This is a genomic window from Winogradskyella eximia (assembly GCF_003386165.1).
GTDB lineage: Bacteria > Bacteroidota > Bacteroidia > Flavobacteriales > Flavobacteriaceae > Winogradskyella > Winogradskyella eximia.
The window spans coordinates 26,647-43,395 of the sequence record NZ_QRDV01000004.1 but is presented as its reverse complement, the minus strand read 5'-3'; the positions used below and the strand labels follow the sequence as shown (position 1 = coordinate 43,395).

Below are 16,749 nucleotides of genomic sequence, written 5' to 3'. Positions count from 1 at the left end.
TTATTGACCTCTTATAATTTTAACTGGATCTATTTTTTTTGCTTTTTTAGAGGGTAAATAACCTGCTAAAAATGTTGAAACCATGGCAAATGAAAAACCAATAACAAAAAACATAGGATCTATATTTATTGGATAGGTTTCAACTGTTGGCAAGGCTTCTGTTTCAAAAGGAATTGTAGAAATTAAACTCGCTAAACCATAACCTACTATTAAGCCCAAAACACCACCAACAAAACCAATAATCATGGCTTGACTCATAAAAATGAGCTGAACATCTGTACCCGAAAACCCAATAGCTTTTAATATGGCGATATCATTCATTTTTTCATAAATGAGCATATTTAATATGTTATAAATACCGAAACCTGCTACAATTAAAAGCGCTACAGAAACAGCATAGGTAATTAAGTTTCTAACAGATGTACCTGTATCAAATTGCGCATTGGCGGTTTTAATATCAACCGCCTTAAGATTAAATTGCTGCTCAATCTTTTTAGACAATGGCACAGCCTGTTCTATATCATACAACTTTACATTAATATCGGTAATATAATTATTGGCTTCACCCAAAATACGCTGCACCGTTTTTATGGTTGTAAAACTTTGCATAGCATCTACATCTGAAATACCACTTTGATAAAAACCCACAATTTTTAATGGAAATATGCCTCCATTTATAGGGCTTATCTGCACACGGTCTCCGATTTTTAAAGCCATTTTCTTTGCAATACCAATCCCTAAAAGAATACTATTATCAGTATTTTGCAATGCTTCTGCAGAACCTTCAACAATATAATCACTCATATTAAAAAGCTTCGCCTCATCAATTGGGCTAATACCAGTAAGATTACCTCCCAGTTCTATAGAACCTGCTAGATAAAATATTTGTGTTTCAATCCTTGGAAGTGCGCCTCGTACATTTTCATTACGCTCTAAATAAGTTATAATTGGTAAGGCATTATGAATCTTCTTTTGACTCATTTTTGGTTTAATAGAGTGCACAATATTAAAGCTTTCACTAAACTTATCGTAAAGCGAAATGGGTTGCTCTTTTGAAGGTTCAATTTCATTATAAACATGAATATGAGGTGTTTGATTTAACATAAGGTCATCTAACATAGTGTTTAAACCCGTCATAAAACTTACCAAAGTAATGTAAGACCCAATACCAAAAGTTACACCTAATGCAGCAATTGAAGTTGACTTTAGTTTAGTAAGCAAATGTGTTTTTGCTATATTTAGTATAACGGTCCAGTTTGCCATTATTCTGGTTTATAGATGTAAGTCTCTTTAGTAATACCAGATAGTATTTCTACATAGTCCATATTTTGTAATCCTGTTTTTACAGATACGAGTCCATCATCTGTTTTTACTTTATTATCACTAGTTAAATAGGCTATTGGTATTGTTAATACATTGGCCTTGTTAGAAATAACAATGTTGGCTTCGCCAGATAAACCTGGATACAATATTTCTGGTGGTTTATTAAATAGTGCTTCTACTAAAAATGTCTGGTTCCGTTCGTCTTTTTTAGGATATATCTTAGAAACTTTCGCTTTAAAAACCACGTCTTTATAAGCATCCAAATTAATTAATACCTCTTGAGATTTTTTAATTTTCACAATATCTACTTCATCTACTAACAGCTCAATAACAAAATGTTTTTCACTACCTATAGTTGCTAAAGGTTCCATGCTAGACACCACCTCTCCTGGTTCTTTAAAAATAGCATACACCTTTCCATTAATCTTACTATTTACTGTAAAATCTTTTGTTGTAATTGCAGTAGTCTGGTAATAATTCTGTGCTTGCTGAACCGCTGTTTTAAGTTCGTTTTTTGTTCTATCTAATTTGTTTTGAAGTACCTCTAATTGATTAGAAGCTAACTCATAATTTAATTTTTGAGTATCATATTGCGCTTTAGAACCTATATTTTGGTCCCAAAGCCTTTTTTGTCTAAAATAATTTATAGAATCATTTTTAAACTTCAATTTTGCCGCAGAAATCTCGCTTTCTATACTACTTAAAACAGTAGCATTACCTTTATAATTATCCTGAGCTAAGTTTAATGCCAATTTTGCATTTTGAGTATTAAGTCTTGGTGTATTATTAATAATTTGAAACAAATGATCGTCCTTAGAAACCAAATCACCTTCCTCTACTAAATTAGCATCTATAAGTCCTGAAACTATAGCATAAACTTGGTATAAGCTATCTGGCTGTATCGTTGCAGAAGCATATACAGATTCCGTTAACGCACGCTCTGTTGGTAATATTTTATCTTCTTTATTTGCACAAGAAAATATTATAAACCCAACGCATATACAACACCATAATTTTAAATCTAATGTACTAACCGCATTTTTTAAAAATACCATTTAAATTCACTTTTAGAATATATTAATTTCCAGACTTACATTTTCACTTTTACAAGTGACCATGTATTGTCTTTTTGTTTAACGGCATACAGGTCTTTTGCAATATATTTAGACATTATGAGAGGTACACCAGTTAAAAAGTCCTTATCTAAAACAACATTAACACCATCTAGAGTGAGATAATACAAGGCTTCACCTTCTGTATTTATAAGCACTTCAAAGTATCTATAATTAACCATTTCCTTGCCCAAAGCGGTATTCTCACCTATTACCTTTTTATCTACTTTTAGGGCAATAGCAATACCTTCTTTAAAATTTGTAGTATTTAAAAACTGTGGTTCTATGATGGCTTCACCAGATTTGTTTATAAATCCAAAATATGATATTCCGGCTTTAACCTCAACAATTTTACATCTGTCATTGTAAAAAATAGGGTAAGCACCATCTTCATTTTGCTCAATGACTAAATCTGTTCTATAGTCGATAATTAAATCCCCATTCTTATTCATAAAAGCCCATTTCCCATCCTTTTTAATCGCTGAAACATCATTATGAATCGGTGAAATAAAGTCAACATTTTCAATGCTTTGTGCTAATCCTAAAAGAGGAAACACAATAAAAATCAATAATAAAATGACTGTCTTTTTCATGATATTTAAATTTTAATAATTAATAAACGAAGCTAGTGTTCTAATCATTCATATAAAATGATCTTGATCAGACCAAAAGATGGGGATATATAAACGCTATTACTAATCTTTTTTTAATTCAATATTAAGTTTAGCTAGCAGAATAAGTTCAGATTTGTTTTGTCCAGAAAAACTCGCAGCAATTTTACCTACCGTTTTCAAAATCAGTGAATTTATAGAATCTGTAAAAAATGATTCATTTTGTTTTTTGAAGCTTACAAAACTATCATAACAAGCTTCTGCGTTATAGTCATTATCTTTACAAAGCCAATCAAAAGTTTTTAAAACAGCATCTTCCGCATCTCGTTTTGAAATTGTGTTTATAATATCTTCATCCAACCAATACTTTCTTACTAATTGCTGTACTGCCTTTACCTCTTCTTCTCTCACATTGTTATCTACAGAAGCAAAAGCAAAAAACAATTTACCTAGGTTCTGAAAAAATCGATATGTGGTATGATCTTCTAAATTCAAAATGTTAAGTTTTTGAATATAAATTTATAATTATTAGGCTTTTAGGACTATGATATAAATCAGTTTTATAACATTCTAAAAACCAAAATCTATTGCACTATTAATATAGAAAAGATTAATTATCTTTAACTTCTTTTAAAACCAACCATTTTTACATGTTTAAACAGAACCAAGATATTTTTAATACGTTAGCTGAGGCCTTAGCTGAAGGCGTCATATTGGTTGATAAGAGTCAAACTATAGTCGCAACAAATTCTTCTACTGATACTATTTTTGGTTATGAACACGGTGAGTTAGAAGGACAAACGCTTGAAATTTTAATTCCAAAAGATTATCATGGTTCTCATGAAGGTCATTTTAAAGGTTATGTAAAAAATACTACTAAACGACAAATGGCTATAGGACGCGATTTATATGGGCTCAAAAAAAGTGGTGTAACATTTCCGGTAGAAGTAGGATTAAATCCTCTAACTATTTATGGAAACACCTATGTTCTTGCGTTAGTAAAAGACATTACAGAACGTAAAAAAGCAGAGCAAGAGCTATCACATTGGGCTAATATCTTTAACGAATCGTTAAATGAGATTTATATTTTTGATTGTGAAACATATAATTTTGTCAATGTTAATCGTGGTGCACAAAAAAACATTGGTTATGATTTAGCTGAGTTAAAAACACTCACTCCTCTAGACATTAAACCACATTATACCAAAGCGCAATTTATTGAAAAAGTTAAGCCATTAATAGATGGGCTTGAAGAGAAACTTATTTTTGAAACCGTGCACCAACGTAAAGATGGTACTACTTATCCGGTAGAAATCCATTTGCAATTATCTATACTTGGAAATAAAAAAGTTTTTGTAGCCGTAATTTTAGATATTACTGAAAGAAAAAATTACACTGAAAAACTTGAAAGCACTGTTGAGAAACGTACAATAGAGTTAAAAAATGCACTAGCTAAAGAACAAGAACTCAACGAGCTAAAAACTAAATTCTTATCTTTAGTTTCACACGAATTTAAAACACCTTTAAGTGGTATTTTAACCTCAACGGTTTTAATGAGTAAATACACCTTAACGGAACAACAAGAAAAACGTGATAAGCATATTAAAACTATTGGAGACAAGGTGCAATACCTCAATTCTATACTTAATGACTTTTTATCTTTAGAACGCTTAGAATCAGGCAAACTCAATTATAATTTTACGGAGTTTAAACTCTCTAAAGTAATTGATGAAGTTATCTATAACGCCAATATGCTTTTAAAAGAAGGCCAGTCTATTAAATACCCAGAACACATTGATGACTTCTCACTTTATCAAGATGAAAAATCAATAGTATTAATACTCTCAAACCTTTTAAATAATGCCATAATGTACTCGCAAGAACATAAAACAATTGCTATTATGGTGAATCAAAATAAAACGACTACCACAATTAAAATTAAAGACGAAGGCTTAGGCATACCTAAAAAAGACCAAATAAATATTTTTGATCGTTATTACAGAGCAGAAAATGTTAGTAATATTCAAGGTACAGGTATTGGTCTAAATATTGTAAAAAATCACATTGAGAATTTAGGTGGTAATATTACCTTTGAAAGCGAAGAACAAATAGGCACCACATTTACAATAACACTTCCAAACTCAGCTGCAAAATGACAAATATATTACTTATAGAAGACGATATGGTTTTAAGAGAAAACACTGCCGAAATCTTAGAACTCTCTGAATACAAAGTCTTAACTGCAGCCAATGGAAAAATTGGTGTTTCCATGGCAAAAGAGCACATTCCTGACATTATTATTTGCGATATTATGATGCCAGAACTTGATGGTTATGAAACGCTTAAAACACTATCGCAGTATCAAACAACTAAACATATTCCCTTTATATTTTTATCTGCAAAAACAGAACGTGGAGATGTAAGAAAAGGCATGAATTTAGGTGCTGACGACTACATCACTAAACCTTTTACAGAAGATGAACTTATTAGCGCTATTGAAAGTCGCTTAGCAAAAGTGGCTATTCTTAAAGAAGCTGAAAATGACATAGAAGAAACAGCTAGTCAACTTATTAAAACCCTAAATGATTTAAAAATCTATATTGATGATAATGGCACATCATTTACAGCTAAAAAAGACAGTACAATCTATAAAGAAGCTGAGCACTCTAATTATATTTACCTTATAAATAAAGGTATTGTAAAATGCCATCAGATAGATGACCAAGGTAAAGAACTCGTTACTGGGTTGTATAAAGAAGATGATTTATTTGGTTATACCTCTTTTACGAGTAGTATGCCACACAAAGAAACAGCAACTGCTATAGAAAACACGAGCTTATCTGGTATTTCTACCAATCAATTTAATCAAATCTTAAATGATAATCCTAAAGTTGCTATAGAGCTTATTCAACTATTATCTAATGATCTTTTATATGTAAAAGATCAATTATTAGAAATGGCGTATAGCTCTGTTAACAAAAAAACAGCCGACACCATCTTAAAATTTGCTGAAAAAATAAACAGAAAACCAGAAGACCCAATTAATATTTCTCGTAGTGACTTGGCTAGTGTTGCTGGTATTGCAACAGAAACTTTAATCAGAACCTTAGCTAGTTTTAAGAAACAAGGCATAATTGGCTCGGATGGCAGAACAATTAAGGTCTTAGACTTAGAAAAGCTTAAACACATCCAATAGTTTATAAATATAATGCTTAAAGGTGACCAATATCATTTTAAAGACAGTATCTAACATATAGCTTTGTTATCCTAATGCTATTGTTTGATGAAAAATATTTTATTACCCACTGATTTTTCAGAAAACTCATGGAATGCTATTAAGTATGCCATTAGTTTTTTTAAAAACCAAGACTGCAACTTTTATCTTTTGCACATTAAACCTATACCTACAATTGAGTTTAATGATGATCCGCTTATAATGATTCAAAGCGATATAGATTTATTAGACGTAAAGCCTGTAAAACAACAACTGCGCAAACTATTAAAACGTGTTATAGAATTATCTACAAACAAACTTAAACATCATTTTTATACCATCATTGAAGAAAACTTTTTTATTGATGGCATACGCAAGAACATTGAAGAAAAGCAAATAGATTTAATTATAATGGGTACTAAAGGAGCTTCTGGATTAGAGAAAATAATCTTAGGTTCTAATGCTGCAGACGTTATTACTAAAGTAAAGTGTAACACTTTAATCATCCCAGAGAATGCAACATTTACCGCACCTACCGAGATTGCTTATCCTACAGACTTTTCTTTATCTCATAACTTACAAGTACTTCAACCTGTAGCAGAAATAATAGAACGATTTAAGGCTTCATTAAGCATTTTGCATATTAGCAAACGTAAAATAGATCTTAATGAAAATGAAAAGCAAAACAAAGAATTACTCGAAGATTTTTTTACTCCATACCAATACAGTTTCCATTTCTTAACTAACAAAAAAGTTGAAGATGCTGTACAGTGTTTTATAGAAAGTAGAGCTATAAATATGGTTTGTATGGTAGCAAAAAACATACATTATTTTCAGCAAATATTATTTCATTCAAAAGTGGAAAACATTAGTTATCACGTAAATATTCCATTTTTGGTATTACACGAAAAAAACTAAAACATTATGGATAGTTCAATATTTTTAGCAAAATTTTGGGGTTGGTATTTACTTATTTTTTTCTTTATACTAAGTGTTAATCCTAAACGAATTAAACAAGTCTTTGACGACTTGTACGACCAGAAGTTTCTGATTATTACAGCATTTATAGCCATTGTAGTCGGCTTACTTAATATTATTTTTCATAATATGTGGGAACCTAGTTACAAACTAATTATCACTCTTATTGGTTGGACGTCCCTTTTTATAGGATTGGCTCTATTTTCTTTTCCTAAAAAAACCGTTTCATTTTTAGCTTTAACCAATATTAAACTGGTACAAGTTATTTATACCTTACTATTTTTCCTAGGCATTTATTTACTTAATACAGCTTATGGTATTGTTTTAATGTAAAACTGACAAATGTCATTGTTTTTAATAATTAATAGCATTAATATTATAAGACCATTTAAAAATGGTTTGCTATTAATCAGGAAGAGACAGTCTAATGGATTATCTGTCTAAGCTTATATAGCTGATTTCTTTAACTTATAGAATTTTTGGTTGGTTGATTAGTCTAAATTTAATTTAGACGTGTTTCTAAAGTTATTTAAATTATCACTGTAAAATGCTTGGCTAATTTTACGTTTTTAGGCTGTCTCTTTTTTGTTAATTAATCGCAACACTGCAATTACAATCTCAATGCAATCTGATATATATCATAGTTTTTAATGGATTAAGTACTTAGCTTTATAATCCACATTAAAACCAGATGATTATGTTATCTATCCTTTTACCTACCGATTTTTCTAAAAATTCAATGAATGCGATTAATTACGCGTTAGAATTTTTTAAATATCAAAAAGTACAATTCTATTTTATGCATGCTTATAGAAATGAGTTTTACGACCACGATGATTTGGTGTCTCGTGAGGTGTTTGAAGAGGTTTTAGAAAAAGTGAAAAATGAATCTGAAACCAATCTAAAAAATCTACTAAAAAAGGCAAATGAAATAGCACCAAATCCAAGATACACATACCATAGTGTCTCTGCCTATAATACACTTGTAGAAGAAGCTAATGAAATCGTAGACAAGCACAATATAGACTTAATTGTTATGGGTACAAAAGGCAAATCTAATGACAGTCATATTGTATTTGGAAGTCAAACATTTCAGGTTTTAAAATATGTAGAATGCCCTGTGTTGGCGATTCCTTCAAATTATAAAAACACACAACCAAAACGCATCTTGTTCCCTACAGATTACCTGATTCCTTATAAAAGAAGAGAGTTAAAATTATTATCTGTTTTAGCAAGATCTTATAGAAGTTATATTGATGTCATTTATATTTCTACAAGTAACAAATTATCTATAAGACAAGAAGATAACCAGGCATTTATTAAAGATGCATTATTGGTTAACAAAGTTAATTTTAGTATAAAAAACAGTAAAAAAATTGCTGAGACTATAAAATCTCAGATTGAAGAAAAAGAGATAGACATGATAACGATGGTAAATACGCAACATTCATTTTTAGAAGATATGCTATTTCCATCTACAATAGACAAAGTTAGTCTAGGCTTAGAAATTCCGCTTTTAGCAATGCAAAACACAACACGTAATTAACTAAATAAATGAGTCATGAAACATATACTTCTGCCCACCGATTTTTCAGATAATTCATGGAATGCTGTAAAGTATGCAATTCAACTTTTTAAAGATGAAACTTGTACTTTTCATTTATTGAATACCTATACACCTGTCATCTATAATGTAGAATATGTATTAGGCTATCCTGCTCAATTTGGCTTAGGTGATGCCATTAGAAACACATCTCAAGAAAACCTGAATGAGATGGTTGAAAAAATTTCAAAAACATTTGATAAAAATCCAAAACACAAGTTTACAACCCTATCTCGATTTGATACTTTGATTTCTGGCATAAAAGAATTTTTAACAGAAACCGAAACATATCTCATTGTTATGGGAACCAAAGGTGCTACAGGAGCTAAAGAAGTATTATTTGGTTCTAATACAGTACATACGTTTAGAGAAATTAAGTGTCCGGTTTTAGCAATTCCTTCAGATTTTGAATATGAAAAACCTCAAGAGATATTGTTTCCTACAGATCTTGAAGTAGACTACAACACCTTTCAAATAGATGTATTAAAACAGATTGCTGCTCATCATAATTCTCGAATAAATGCTTTACACGTTTCCACAGGAAAAGATTTAACCTTTAATCAAGTAAACAATCAAATTAAACTAGAAACTCAATTTAAAGGGACTTCTTATTTATTTCATCATTATGACAGTATGAATGTAACCCAAGCTATTGATCGCTTTCAGATAAGAGCAAAAATTAATCTGTTAGCTATGATAAATAACAAACATTCATTTTTTGAAAACCTATTCTTTAGATCAACACTTAACCAAATAGGCTTTCATTTAAAAGTGCCATTTTTAGTAATTCCAAAAAAATAAACACTAACTGACATCATTAACCAAGTTAGATTAAATATTAAGTTTTCAGTATTCATTAATTAAAAACAAATTCCATGAAAAAGAATATTCTATTACCAACAGATTTTTCAGATAATGCATGGAGTGCTGTCGTATATGCGTTAAAATTATACGAAGAGGAGCTATGCACATTTTACTTTTTACATTCTACTAAAATGAAAGTTTCAACCATGTCTAACATGTCCAACAAATTGCTTCGTGTTATGGCAGAAAATGCCATGAATGAGCTTTCTGAATTAAAAGAACTGGCAGAAACTTCTAATGCTAATGCCAACCATAGTTTTGAAATTATATTAAGCTCAAATGATTTGTTCCATTCTATGGAAACGATTATAGAAAAAAACAATATAGATATGGTTGTTATGGGTACCAAAGGAGCCACAGGAGCAAAAGAAATTGTTTTTGGCAGTAATACAGTAAATAGCATAAAGAAGATAAAAAATTGTCCTGTACTAGCCGTTCCAGATGAATTTGATTTTGTAATACCAGAACAAATAGCATTTCCTACAGATTTTAATAGGTTATATGGTGCTGAATTACAACCATTATTAGACTTAGCAGATCTTTACAATTCAAAAATAAGAGTACTTCATATTAACAAAGAAGACAGTATTTCTGAAGCACAAGATTATAACCTAGACCAATTAAAAGTAGCTCTAGAAAATTACGAATACAGCTTCCATTGGATGCCAGATTACAGTAAAAAAGATGAAGCAATAAAGGATTTTATTGATGAACTAAATATCAATATTTTAGTCATGATTAATTATAAACATAGCTTTATAGAAAGCCTTGTAAAGGAACCAGTTATTAAAAAATTAGGGTTTCAACCAACCATACCTTTTTTAGTAATACCTGACTAAGCTGACATATATCATTTTAAAGTTAGAGTCATTACATTAATTTTATTCTTTAGAATTAAAATAATAAATACCATGAACAATCATATTTTAATACCTACGGATTTTTCAGACAATGCGTATAGCGCAGCACAATATGCCCTAAAACTATATTCTAATGAAGCGAGTACTTTTTACTTACTTCACTCTTGGACGTTTTCAAGTTCTGGATCTAGAACCTATATAACCTCAACCTATTTAGAAACTCTAAAAGAGGAACAAAAACAGAAATTAGAGGAGTTAAAGGTTAAACTAGAGGCTGAAAGCACTAATAATTATCACAAATTTGAAATTATTTATAGTACAGATCCACTATTACCTGCTATTAAAAAAACCATTAAAAAGGAAAAAATAAACCTTATTGTAATGGGTACAAAAGGAGCAACTGGAGCTAAAGAATTTCTTTTTGGAAGTAATACAGTTGACATTATTAATAAAATAAAGCTTTGCCCTATTTTGGTAATACCAGATGCTTATAATTTTGTAGCACCAAAGGAAATTGCTTTTCCAACTGATTTTAACCGTTTTTATGGTGAAGAATTAGTATACATAAAACAATTATCTAAGCTATATAACTCTAAGATAAGAATTGTACATATTAATCAGAACGATCAATTATCTGAAAAGCAAAATTATAATTTAGCAATGCTAAAAGCTTATTTAGAAGATTACAAAAGTAGTGTACATTGGATGCCAGATTTTGGAACAAAAGAACAATGTATTAAAGATTTCATAGAAGAATTTGATATCAATATACTTACTATGATAAACTACAAACACGGCTTTATAGAAAACATGACTAAAGAACCTGTTATTAAGAAAATAGGATTTCATCCTGTAGTGCCATTTATGGTAATACCATGTCATAATCCTTAAAAAATCTGAAAATCAATTGGTTTAGCTGATGTATATCATTTGGCAATTTTAGTTATGTAACTATATTTAATTCAACGAATTAATTTTAGTTAATCATGAGACATAAAATTTTACTGCCTACCGATTTTTCTAAAAACTCAATTAGAGCAATTAATTATGCGAGGGAATTATATAAAAATGATCATTGCGATTTTTTTATACTAAATGTATTCTCGGCCACAGGTAATATTCTAGAAAGTCTCTTAAATCTAGAACCTGGAAGCGAGCTTTATGAAACAGCAAAACTACATTCGGAAAATGGATTAGCTAAGGTTTTTGATATGATTACTATGAGCGATTCATATAATCCTAAGCATCATTTTGAAGTTTTTTCTGAATTTAATAATGTTGTTGAATCCATAAAACAATTCGTAGACAAAAAGGATATTGAGATGATAGTGATGGGTACCAAAGGACAAACCCATTCTAGAGCCACAGCCTTTGGCAGTACTGCAATTAATACAATGGAAAAAGTGAGAAACTGTCCGGTGTTAGTTGTTCCACATAATGCAAAAATCGAATTACCAAAAGAGATTGTTTTTCCCTCTAATTTTAGAACTCATTTTAAAAGACGAGAACTTATCTATCTTTCTGAAATTGCAAAAAAGAGTGATGCAAACATTGCAATACTTTATATAAATAAGGAAGAAAAACTAGACGAAGACCAAAGAGAAAACAAAGAATTACTCAAAGAAATATTAGAAGGTGTTAACTATACTTTCCACACTTTATCTCACCATTCTATACAATCTGCAGTTAACATTTTTGTAGAAAGCAGATCAAGTGACATGGTTGCTTTTATTAATAAAAAACATGCTTTTTTTGGAAGTATTTTAAGTAATCCAATGGTAAAGGAGATTTCATTTCACTTAAATGTTCCCATACTAGCTATGCACGATTTCAAAAATTAAGTATTAACCAGATTCTCATTTAAATGAGAGTTATAAATAAATTTATAATGAAAAATACAGGCATTTGGATCGATATTGACAATGCTTATATCGTAAGCATAGAGAATGAAAACGAAACATTTAAAACGGTTTCATCTAACATTGAACACTATAAAGCCCATGGAGGTTCTGGTACAAAACTAAAAGGTGGACCACAAGACGTAATTCAAGATAGTAAGTATTTAGAGCGCGAAAAACAGCAATTAAAACTTTATTTTAAAGACATCGCATCGCAAATAAATGACACAAATGCTTTGGTACTTTTTGGACCTGCTGACACCAATGAGAAGTTTAGCAAAGAGTTACATAAACACTATAACAGCTTAAGTACAAAAATAAAAGGAGTAGAAAAAGCTGATAGCATGACCGAGAATCAAGTAAAAGCATGGGTTAGAGACTACTTTAAGTCTAATTAAATTTTAACCATTTTATGAGTTCTTCCATTTTAAATCGAAAACGATTGTAAAATAAAATGATGTTGCTTTGGTCATCTAAAGGTATAGATGGTATTAATTAAGGCTGTCAAAATGAATATTGTTTTGGCAGTTTTTAAAATAATCACATATGAAAACTCAAAATTTTGATATCATTAAATCTTCTGGAGAAAGTGTGAAATTTTCAATAGATAAGCTACGTGCTTCATTACATAAAACTGGTGCAGACAAAGAGACCATCGATCAAATTATTGATAAAGTTAGAGACGAATTGTACCAAGGAATTTCTACTAAAGAAATTTACAATAGAGCTTTTGCTTTACTCAAAAAAAAGAAGAGTTATTTCGCTTCAAAATACAAGCTAAAAAAAGCCATTTATGAGTTAGGACCAACTGGTTTTCCCTTTGAACGTTTTATAAGTGAACTTTTAGAATACTCTAGTTACAAAACGGATGTTGGGCAAATTTTACAAGGTAAATGTGTAAAACATGAAATTGATGTGGTTGCTCACAAAGACAATAAAACGAGTTTAATAGAGTGTAAATTTCATAATGAACAAGGGCTTAATTGTAATGTGAAAATTCCGCTCTACATCAATTCTCGTTACAAAGACGTAAAAACACATTGGGATGCCAATCCCAAAAAAGATACAACATTAACAGAAGGTTGGGTAGTTACTAATACAAGATTTACAGAAGATGCTATTCAATATGGTAGGTGTTGCGGACTTTATCTATTAAGTTGGGACTATCCTAACAATGATGGTTTAAAAGATAGAATTGACAGATTAAGCCTTTACCCTATTACCGTATCTACCTTGCTAACCAATAGAGAGAAACAATTTTTATTAAGTAGAGATATAGTGCTTTGTAGACAACTAATACACGATAAATTTTACCTAGATCATTTGGGTGTTTCAGAAGTTAGAAAGAAAAAAATTCTGGATGAAATAACTCAATTATGTCCAAACAAAAATTAATAAATCATGGAAAATTTCGCAAAAATAAATTTCTTAGGAGCGTCTGGAGTGGTTACAGGTTCCAAGTTTCTTATTGAAACTTCAGAAAAAAACATCCTTATAGATTGTGGTATGTTTCAGGGTTTAAAAGAACTACGCGAACTCAATTGGAGCGATCTTCCTGTTAATGTTCCATCAATTGATGTGGTATTGCTAACACATGGCCATTTAGACCATGTTGGTTACTTACCAAGATTATTAAAACAAGGTTTCAGTGGCAAAATAATGGGAACAGCACCAACACTTGCTATAGCTGAAATAATACTAAGAGATAGCGCAAAAATACATGAAGAAGAAGCTGAAAAAGCTAATAAAGAAAACTATAGTAAGCACAACCCAGCACTTCCTTTTTACACTGTAAAAGAAGCCGAAAATACGGTAACACTATTTGAGGAACAACTACCAGATAAATGGATTGTTTTGTCTGAACACATCTCATATAGATTTCAATACAATGGCCATATAATTGGTGCTACTTTTATTGAATTGGACATTAATAGCAAACGCTTTGTTTTTTCAGGAGATATTGGCAGGTCTAATGATTATTTACTTAATGACCCTAAACGACCTGAATGGGCAGATTTTCTATTTATTGAAAGTACCTATGGTGATAAACTACACCCAGAAGAAGATGTTGAAGGTATATTAACTGAAATAATTCTTGAGACCTTAGAGAAAAAAGGCAACTTAATCATTCCTAGTTTTGCTGTAGAACGCTTACAAACCTTAATGTATATTTTATGGCAACTCTACAAAAAAAATAAAATTCCTAATATTCCTGTTTTTGTTGATAGCCCAATGGGCAACAATGTGTTGAGTGTATTTAAACGTTTCCCTAAATGGCATAAATTATCTGATGAAGATTATAATGCCATGTGTAAACACGTAAACATTGTAGCATCCTATAAAGAAACTTGGGAAACCATTGATGATAAACGCTCTAAAATTATTATTGCTGGTAGCGGAATGGTTACTGGAGGACGTGTACTCACCTATTTAAAACAACTTATAGACGAACCTTCTACAACCGTTTTACTAGTAGGTTACCAAGCAGAAGGCACACGTGGCAGACAATTACAAGATGGAGTACATGAAATTCGATTTTTCGGAAAATATTATCCTGTAAAAGCCACAATTAAAAACATCGCAAGCTTATCTGCACATGCAGACCAACATGATTTAATTAATTGGATGAGCAACATTAAAAATATACCCGAAAACGTATATTTAATTCATGGAGAACCCACAGCTTTAGATGCTTTTAGAGTAAAAATAAAAGACACATATCATTGGAATGTCACCATCCCTAAAATTACTGATGTAGAAAAAATTGTACTTTAAAAGCTTTTGCAAACTGACTTATATCATTTCAAAATATAGTGATTATTAATACTTTTAGTATTAGAGAATTAAATAAGCTACTTAATATTATTATTAATTTTCTTTTATCATATAAATTATAATATCATGAAAACAACACAAACAAATTCAAAATATGTAGAATGGCTAAGTGCAGAAGAAATGCATGAAGCGTCTAAAGAATGGCTCTCCGAGTTACTATTTATTAAAGATGAACATCTTTTTTTTGAAGATTTAATTAAGTCTTACACACTACAACTTATTGAACCTGAAAAATTTTCGGATAACAAAGAGGTTATCGATGTACTCAATAGATCCCAAAAGCGGAATAACCTATTAATTGAAGCCATAAAGGTTCATGAAAATGAGCTTCAGATTATTGTTGATGGTGTTAATCAACTTAAGGAAGAAAAGGCGTATAGAAATTCGCATCAAGGTTTAATTAAAGAAATAAAAGAATTTCAAACTAATTATAGAAACCTAAAAACGCAACTTTTTGATATTATAAAAAGTATTAAGAAAGAAGACAAACGAAATCATTTGTTAGACAACAAATGATATAAATTTGAGTAATTAGACATACCAATTAAATGGGTTTAGATTTCTGTTTTTACAATTATTTATCACACATTTAAGAATGAAAAACTAATAAAGGTACTCTCAACTTATTACTTATTTTTGAGGTTGAAGAACTCGTAAAAAAACGATCGACAAAACGTTCTTTTTGAACCAACAGAGCCGTTAAAGTAATAGGATGTGTTTGCGTGTAACAGCTTACCGTATAATCCATAGGAACCTCTTCAATAACATGATAAGCATAATCTAAACCTTTTATAAAAGCACTGATATACTCAGCATCATTTTCTAATTCTTGAGATACTTCATCACTAGGAATCATTCTTAACAAATGTAATTTATCACTGAACTTTTCGGTAAACTTTAGCAGTTCGGAAAATGCATTGCTATTTAATGTGTCGTCTAAATCTAAAGGTAATAATACCTCTAATGGTTTTATATATGAAAATCCTTCAGGAACAATTAAAGTTGGGCAGTACACATTTCTTATAACATTGATTGTATTACTTCCAAAAACAATCTCTTTGGCGCCTGTTACTCCATTGCTTCCCATAACGATTAAATCGATATGTTTAGATGTTTTCACCTGGTTTATAGCCTGTGTTAGTCCATCAAAATCTATGACCTCTTGAAACGTAAATTTAGGATTATGAAACTTAGATTTGAGATTTTCTATAAGCTCTAACAATCTTTTTTTCGATTTTTTCACAATAGAATCATAAATACTTTGGCCTCCTCCCATTACTAAGTCATCACTTAAATATGACTTAGAACTTTCTACATGTAAAACATAGAAATTACAATTGTCTTCTTTAAATAAATTTAATGCATAATGTATAGCATTTATGGAATTTTCAGAAAAGTCTGTGAGTAATAGTATTTGTTTCATCGTTTTCAATTTGTATAAAACTAATCAA

General features: G+C 30.3%; 18 protein-coding genes. 13 read left to right on the top strand and 5 right to left on the bottom strand.

Annotated features, from left to right (window positions below; translation table 11 throughout):
- From DFQ10_RS09920 to DFQ10_RS09905, 4 genes are all read right to left on the bottom strand, one after another.
- Entirely contained in the window at window positions 1-1,263 is a 1,263-nt protein-coding gene (locus DFQ10_RS09920; RefSeq protein WP_115817269.1) for an ABC transporter permease, read from the bottom strand.
- Window positions 1,263-2,378: an efflux RND transporter periplasmic adaptor subunit gene (locus tag DFQ10_RS09915; protein ID WP_115817268.1), complete on the bottom strand. Its 1,116-nt coding sequence runs from the start codon at window positions 2,376-2,378 to the stop codon at window positions 1,263-1,265. The genes DFQ10_RS09920 and DFQ10_RS09915 overlap by 1 nt, the downstream gene beginning before the upstream one ends.
- Before the next feature lie 35 nt (window positions 2,379-2,413).
- Entirely contained in the window at window positions 2,414-3,028 is a 615-nt protein-coding gene (locus DFQ10_RS09910; protein WP_115817267.1) for a WG repeat-containing protein, read from the bottom strand.
- Between the two features lie 102 nt (window positions 3,029-3,130).
- Window positions 3,131-3,541, bottom strand: a complete 411-nt coding sequence (locus DFQ10_RS09905; protein ID WP_115817266.1) for a hypothetical protein — start codon at window positions 3,539-3,541, stop codon at window positions 3,131-3,133.
- Between the two features lie 155 nt (window positions 3,542-3,696).
- Here DFQ10_RS09905 and DFQ10_RS09900 point away from each other — a divergent pair, with 155 nt between their 5' ends.
- The 13 genes from DFQ10_RS09900 (at window position 3,697) to DFQ10_RS09840 (ending at window position 15,814) form a co-directional block, all read left to right on the top strand.
- Window positions 3,697-5,202 carry a sensor histidine kinase gene (locus DFQ10_RS09900; protein ID WP_115817265.1) on the top strand — a complete coding sequence of 502 codons (1,506 nt, stop codon included), beginning with the start codon at window positions 3,697-3,699 and terminating at the stop codon, window positions 5,200-5,202.
- Window positions 5,199-6,242 (top strand): response regulator, encoded by a 1,044-nt coding sequence (locus tag DFQ10_RS09895; RefSeq protein ID WP_115817264.1) that lies wholly within the window; start codon window positions 5,199-5,201, stop codon window positions 6,240-6,242. The genes DFQ10_RS09900 and DFQ10_RS09895 overlap by 4 nt, the downstream gene beginning before the upstream one ends.
- Window positions 6,243-6,329: 87 nt before the next feature.
- On the top strand, window positions 6,330-7,178 hold the full coding sequence (locus DFQ10_RS09890; RefSeq protein WP_115817263.1) for a universal stress protein: 849 nt from the start codon (window positions 6,330-6,332) through the stop codon (window positions 7,176-7,178).
- A gap of 6 nt (window positions 7,179-7,184) precedes the next feature.
- The gene (locus DFQ10_RS09885; RefSeq protein ID WP_115817262.1) at window positions 7,185-7,571 is read left to right on the top strand and encodes a hypothetical protein; all 387 of its coding nucleotides are present in this window, start codon (window positions 7,185-7,187) and stop codon (window positions 7,569-7,571) included.
- A 364-nt stretch (window positions 7,572-7,935) separates the two neighbouring features.
- Window positions 7,936-8,784 carry a universal stress protein gene (locus DFQ10_RS09880; RefSeq protein WP_115817492.1) on the top strand — a complete coding sequence of 283 codons (849 nt, stop codon included), beginning with the start codon at window positions 7,936-7,938 and terminating at the stop codon, window positions 8,782-8,784.
- Window positions 8,785-8,799: 15 nt separating this feature from the next.
- Window positions 8,800-9,642, top strand: a complete 843-nt coding sequence (locus DFQ10_RS09875) for a universal stress protein (RefSeq protein ID WP_115817261.1) — start codon at window positions 8,800-8,802, stop codon at window positions 9,640-9,642.
- Window positions 9,643-9,716: 74 nt separating this feature from the next.
- Window positions 9,717-10,544: a universal stress protein gene (locus tag DFQ10_RS09870; RefSeq protein WP_115817260.1), complete on the top strand. Its 828-nt coding sequence runs from the start codon at window positions 9,717-9,719 to the stop codon at window positions 10,542-10,544.
- Window positions 10,545-10,616: 72 nt separating this feature from the next.
- The gene (locus DFQ10_RS09865) at window positions 10,617-11,456 is read left to right on the top strand and encodes a universal stress protein (RefSeq protein ID WP_115817259.1); all 840 of its coding nucleotides are present in this window, start codon (window positions 10,617-10,619) and stop codon (window positions 11,454-11,456) included.
- 95 nt (window positions 11,457-11,551) lie between these two features.
- A complete protein-coding gene (locus tag DFQ10_RS09860) occupies window positions 11,552-12,406 on the top strand; it encodes a universal stress protein (RefSeq protein WP_115817258.1) in 855 nt (284 codons plus the stop codon).
- A gap of 47 nt (window positions 12,407-12,453) precedes the next feature.
- Window positions 12,454-12,861 carry a hypothetical protein gene (locus DFQ10_RS09855; protein WP_115817257.1) on the top strand — a complete coding sequence of 136 codons (408 nt, stop codon included), beginning with the start codon at window positions 12,454-12,456 and terminating at the stop codon, window positions 12,859-12,861.
- Window positions 12,862-13,009: 148 nt separating this feature from the next.
- Window positions 13,010-13,858 (top strand): ATP cone domain-containing protein, encoded by an 849-nt coding sequence (locus DFQ10_RS09850; RefSeq protein ID WP_115817256.1) that lies wholly within the window; start codon window positions 13,010-13,012, stop codon window positions 13,856-13,858.
- Window positions 13,859-13,864: 6 nt separating this feature from the next.
- Entirely contained in the window at window positions 13,865-15,238 is a 1,374-nt protein-coding gene (locus DFQ10_RS09845; RefSeq protein WP_115817255.1) for an MBL fold metallo-hydrolase RNA specificity domain-containing protein, read from the top strand.
- 126 nt (window positions 15,239-15,364) lie between these two features.
- A complete protein-coding gene (locus DFQ10_RS09840) occupies window positions 15,365-15,814 on the top strand; it encodes a hypothetical protein (protein WP_115817254.1) in 450 nt (149 codons plus the stop codon).
- A gap of 73 nt (window positions 15,815-15,887) precedes the next feature.
- Here DFQ10_RS09840 and DFQ10_RS09835 read toward each other — a convergent pair whose 3' ends face one another.
- Window positions 15,888-16,721 carry a universal stress protein gene (locus DFQ10_RS09835; RefSeq protein WP_115817253.1) on the bottom strand — a complete coding sequence of 278 codons (834 nt, stop codon included), beginning with the start codon at window positions 16,719-16,721 and terminating at the stop codon, window positions 15,888-15,890.
- Window positions 16,722-16,749: the final 28 nt, after the last annotated feature.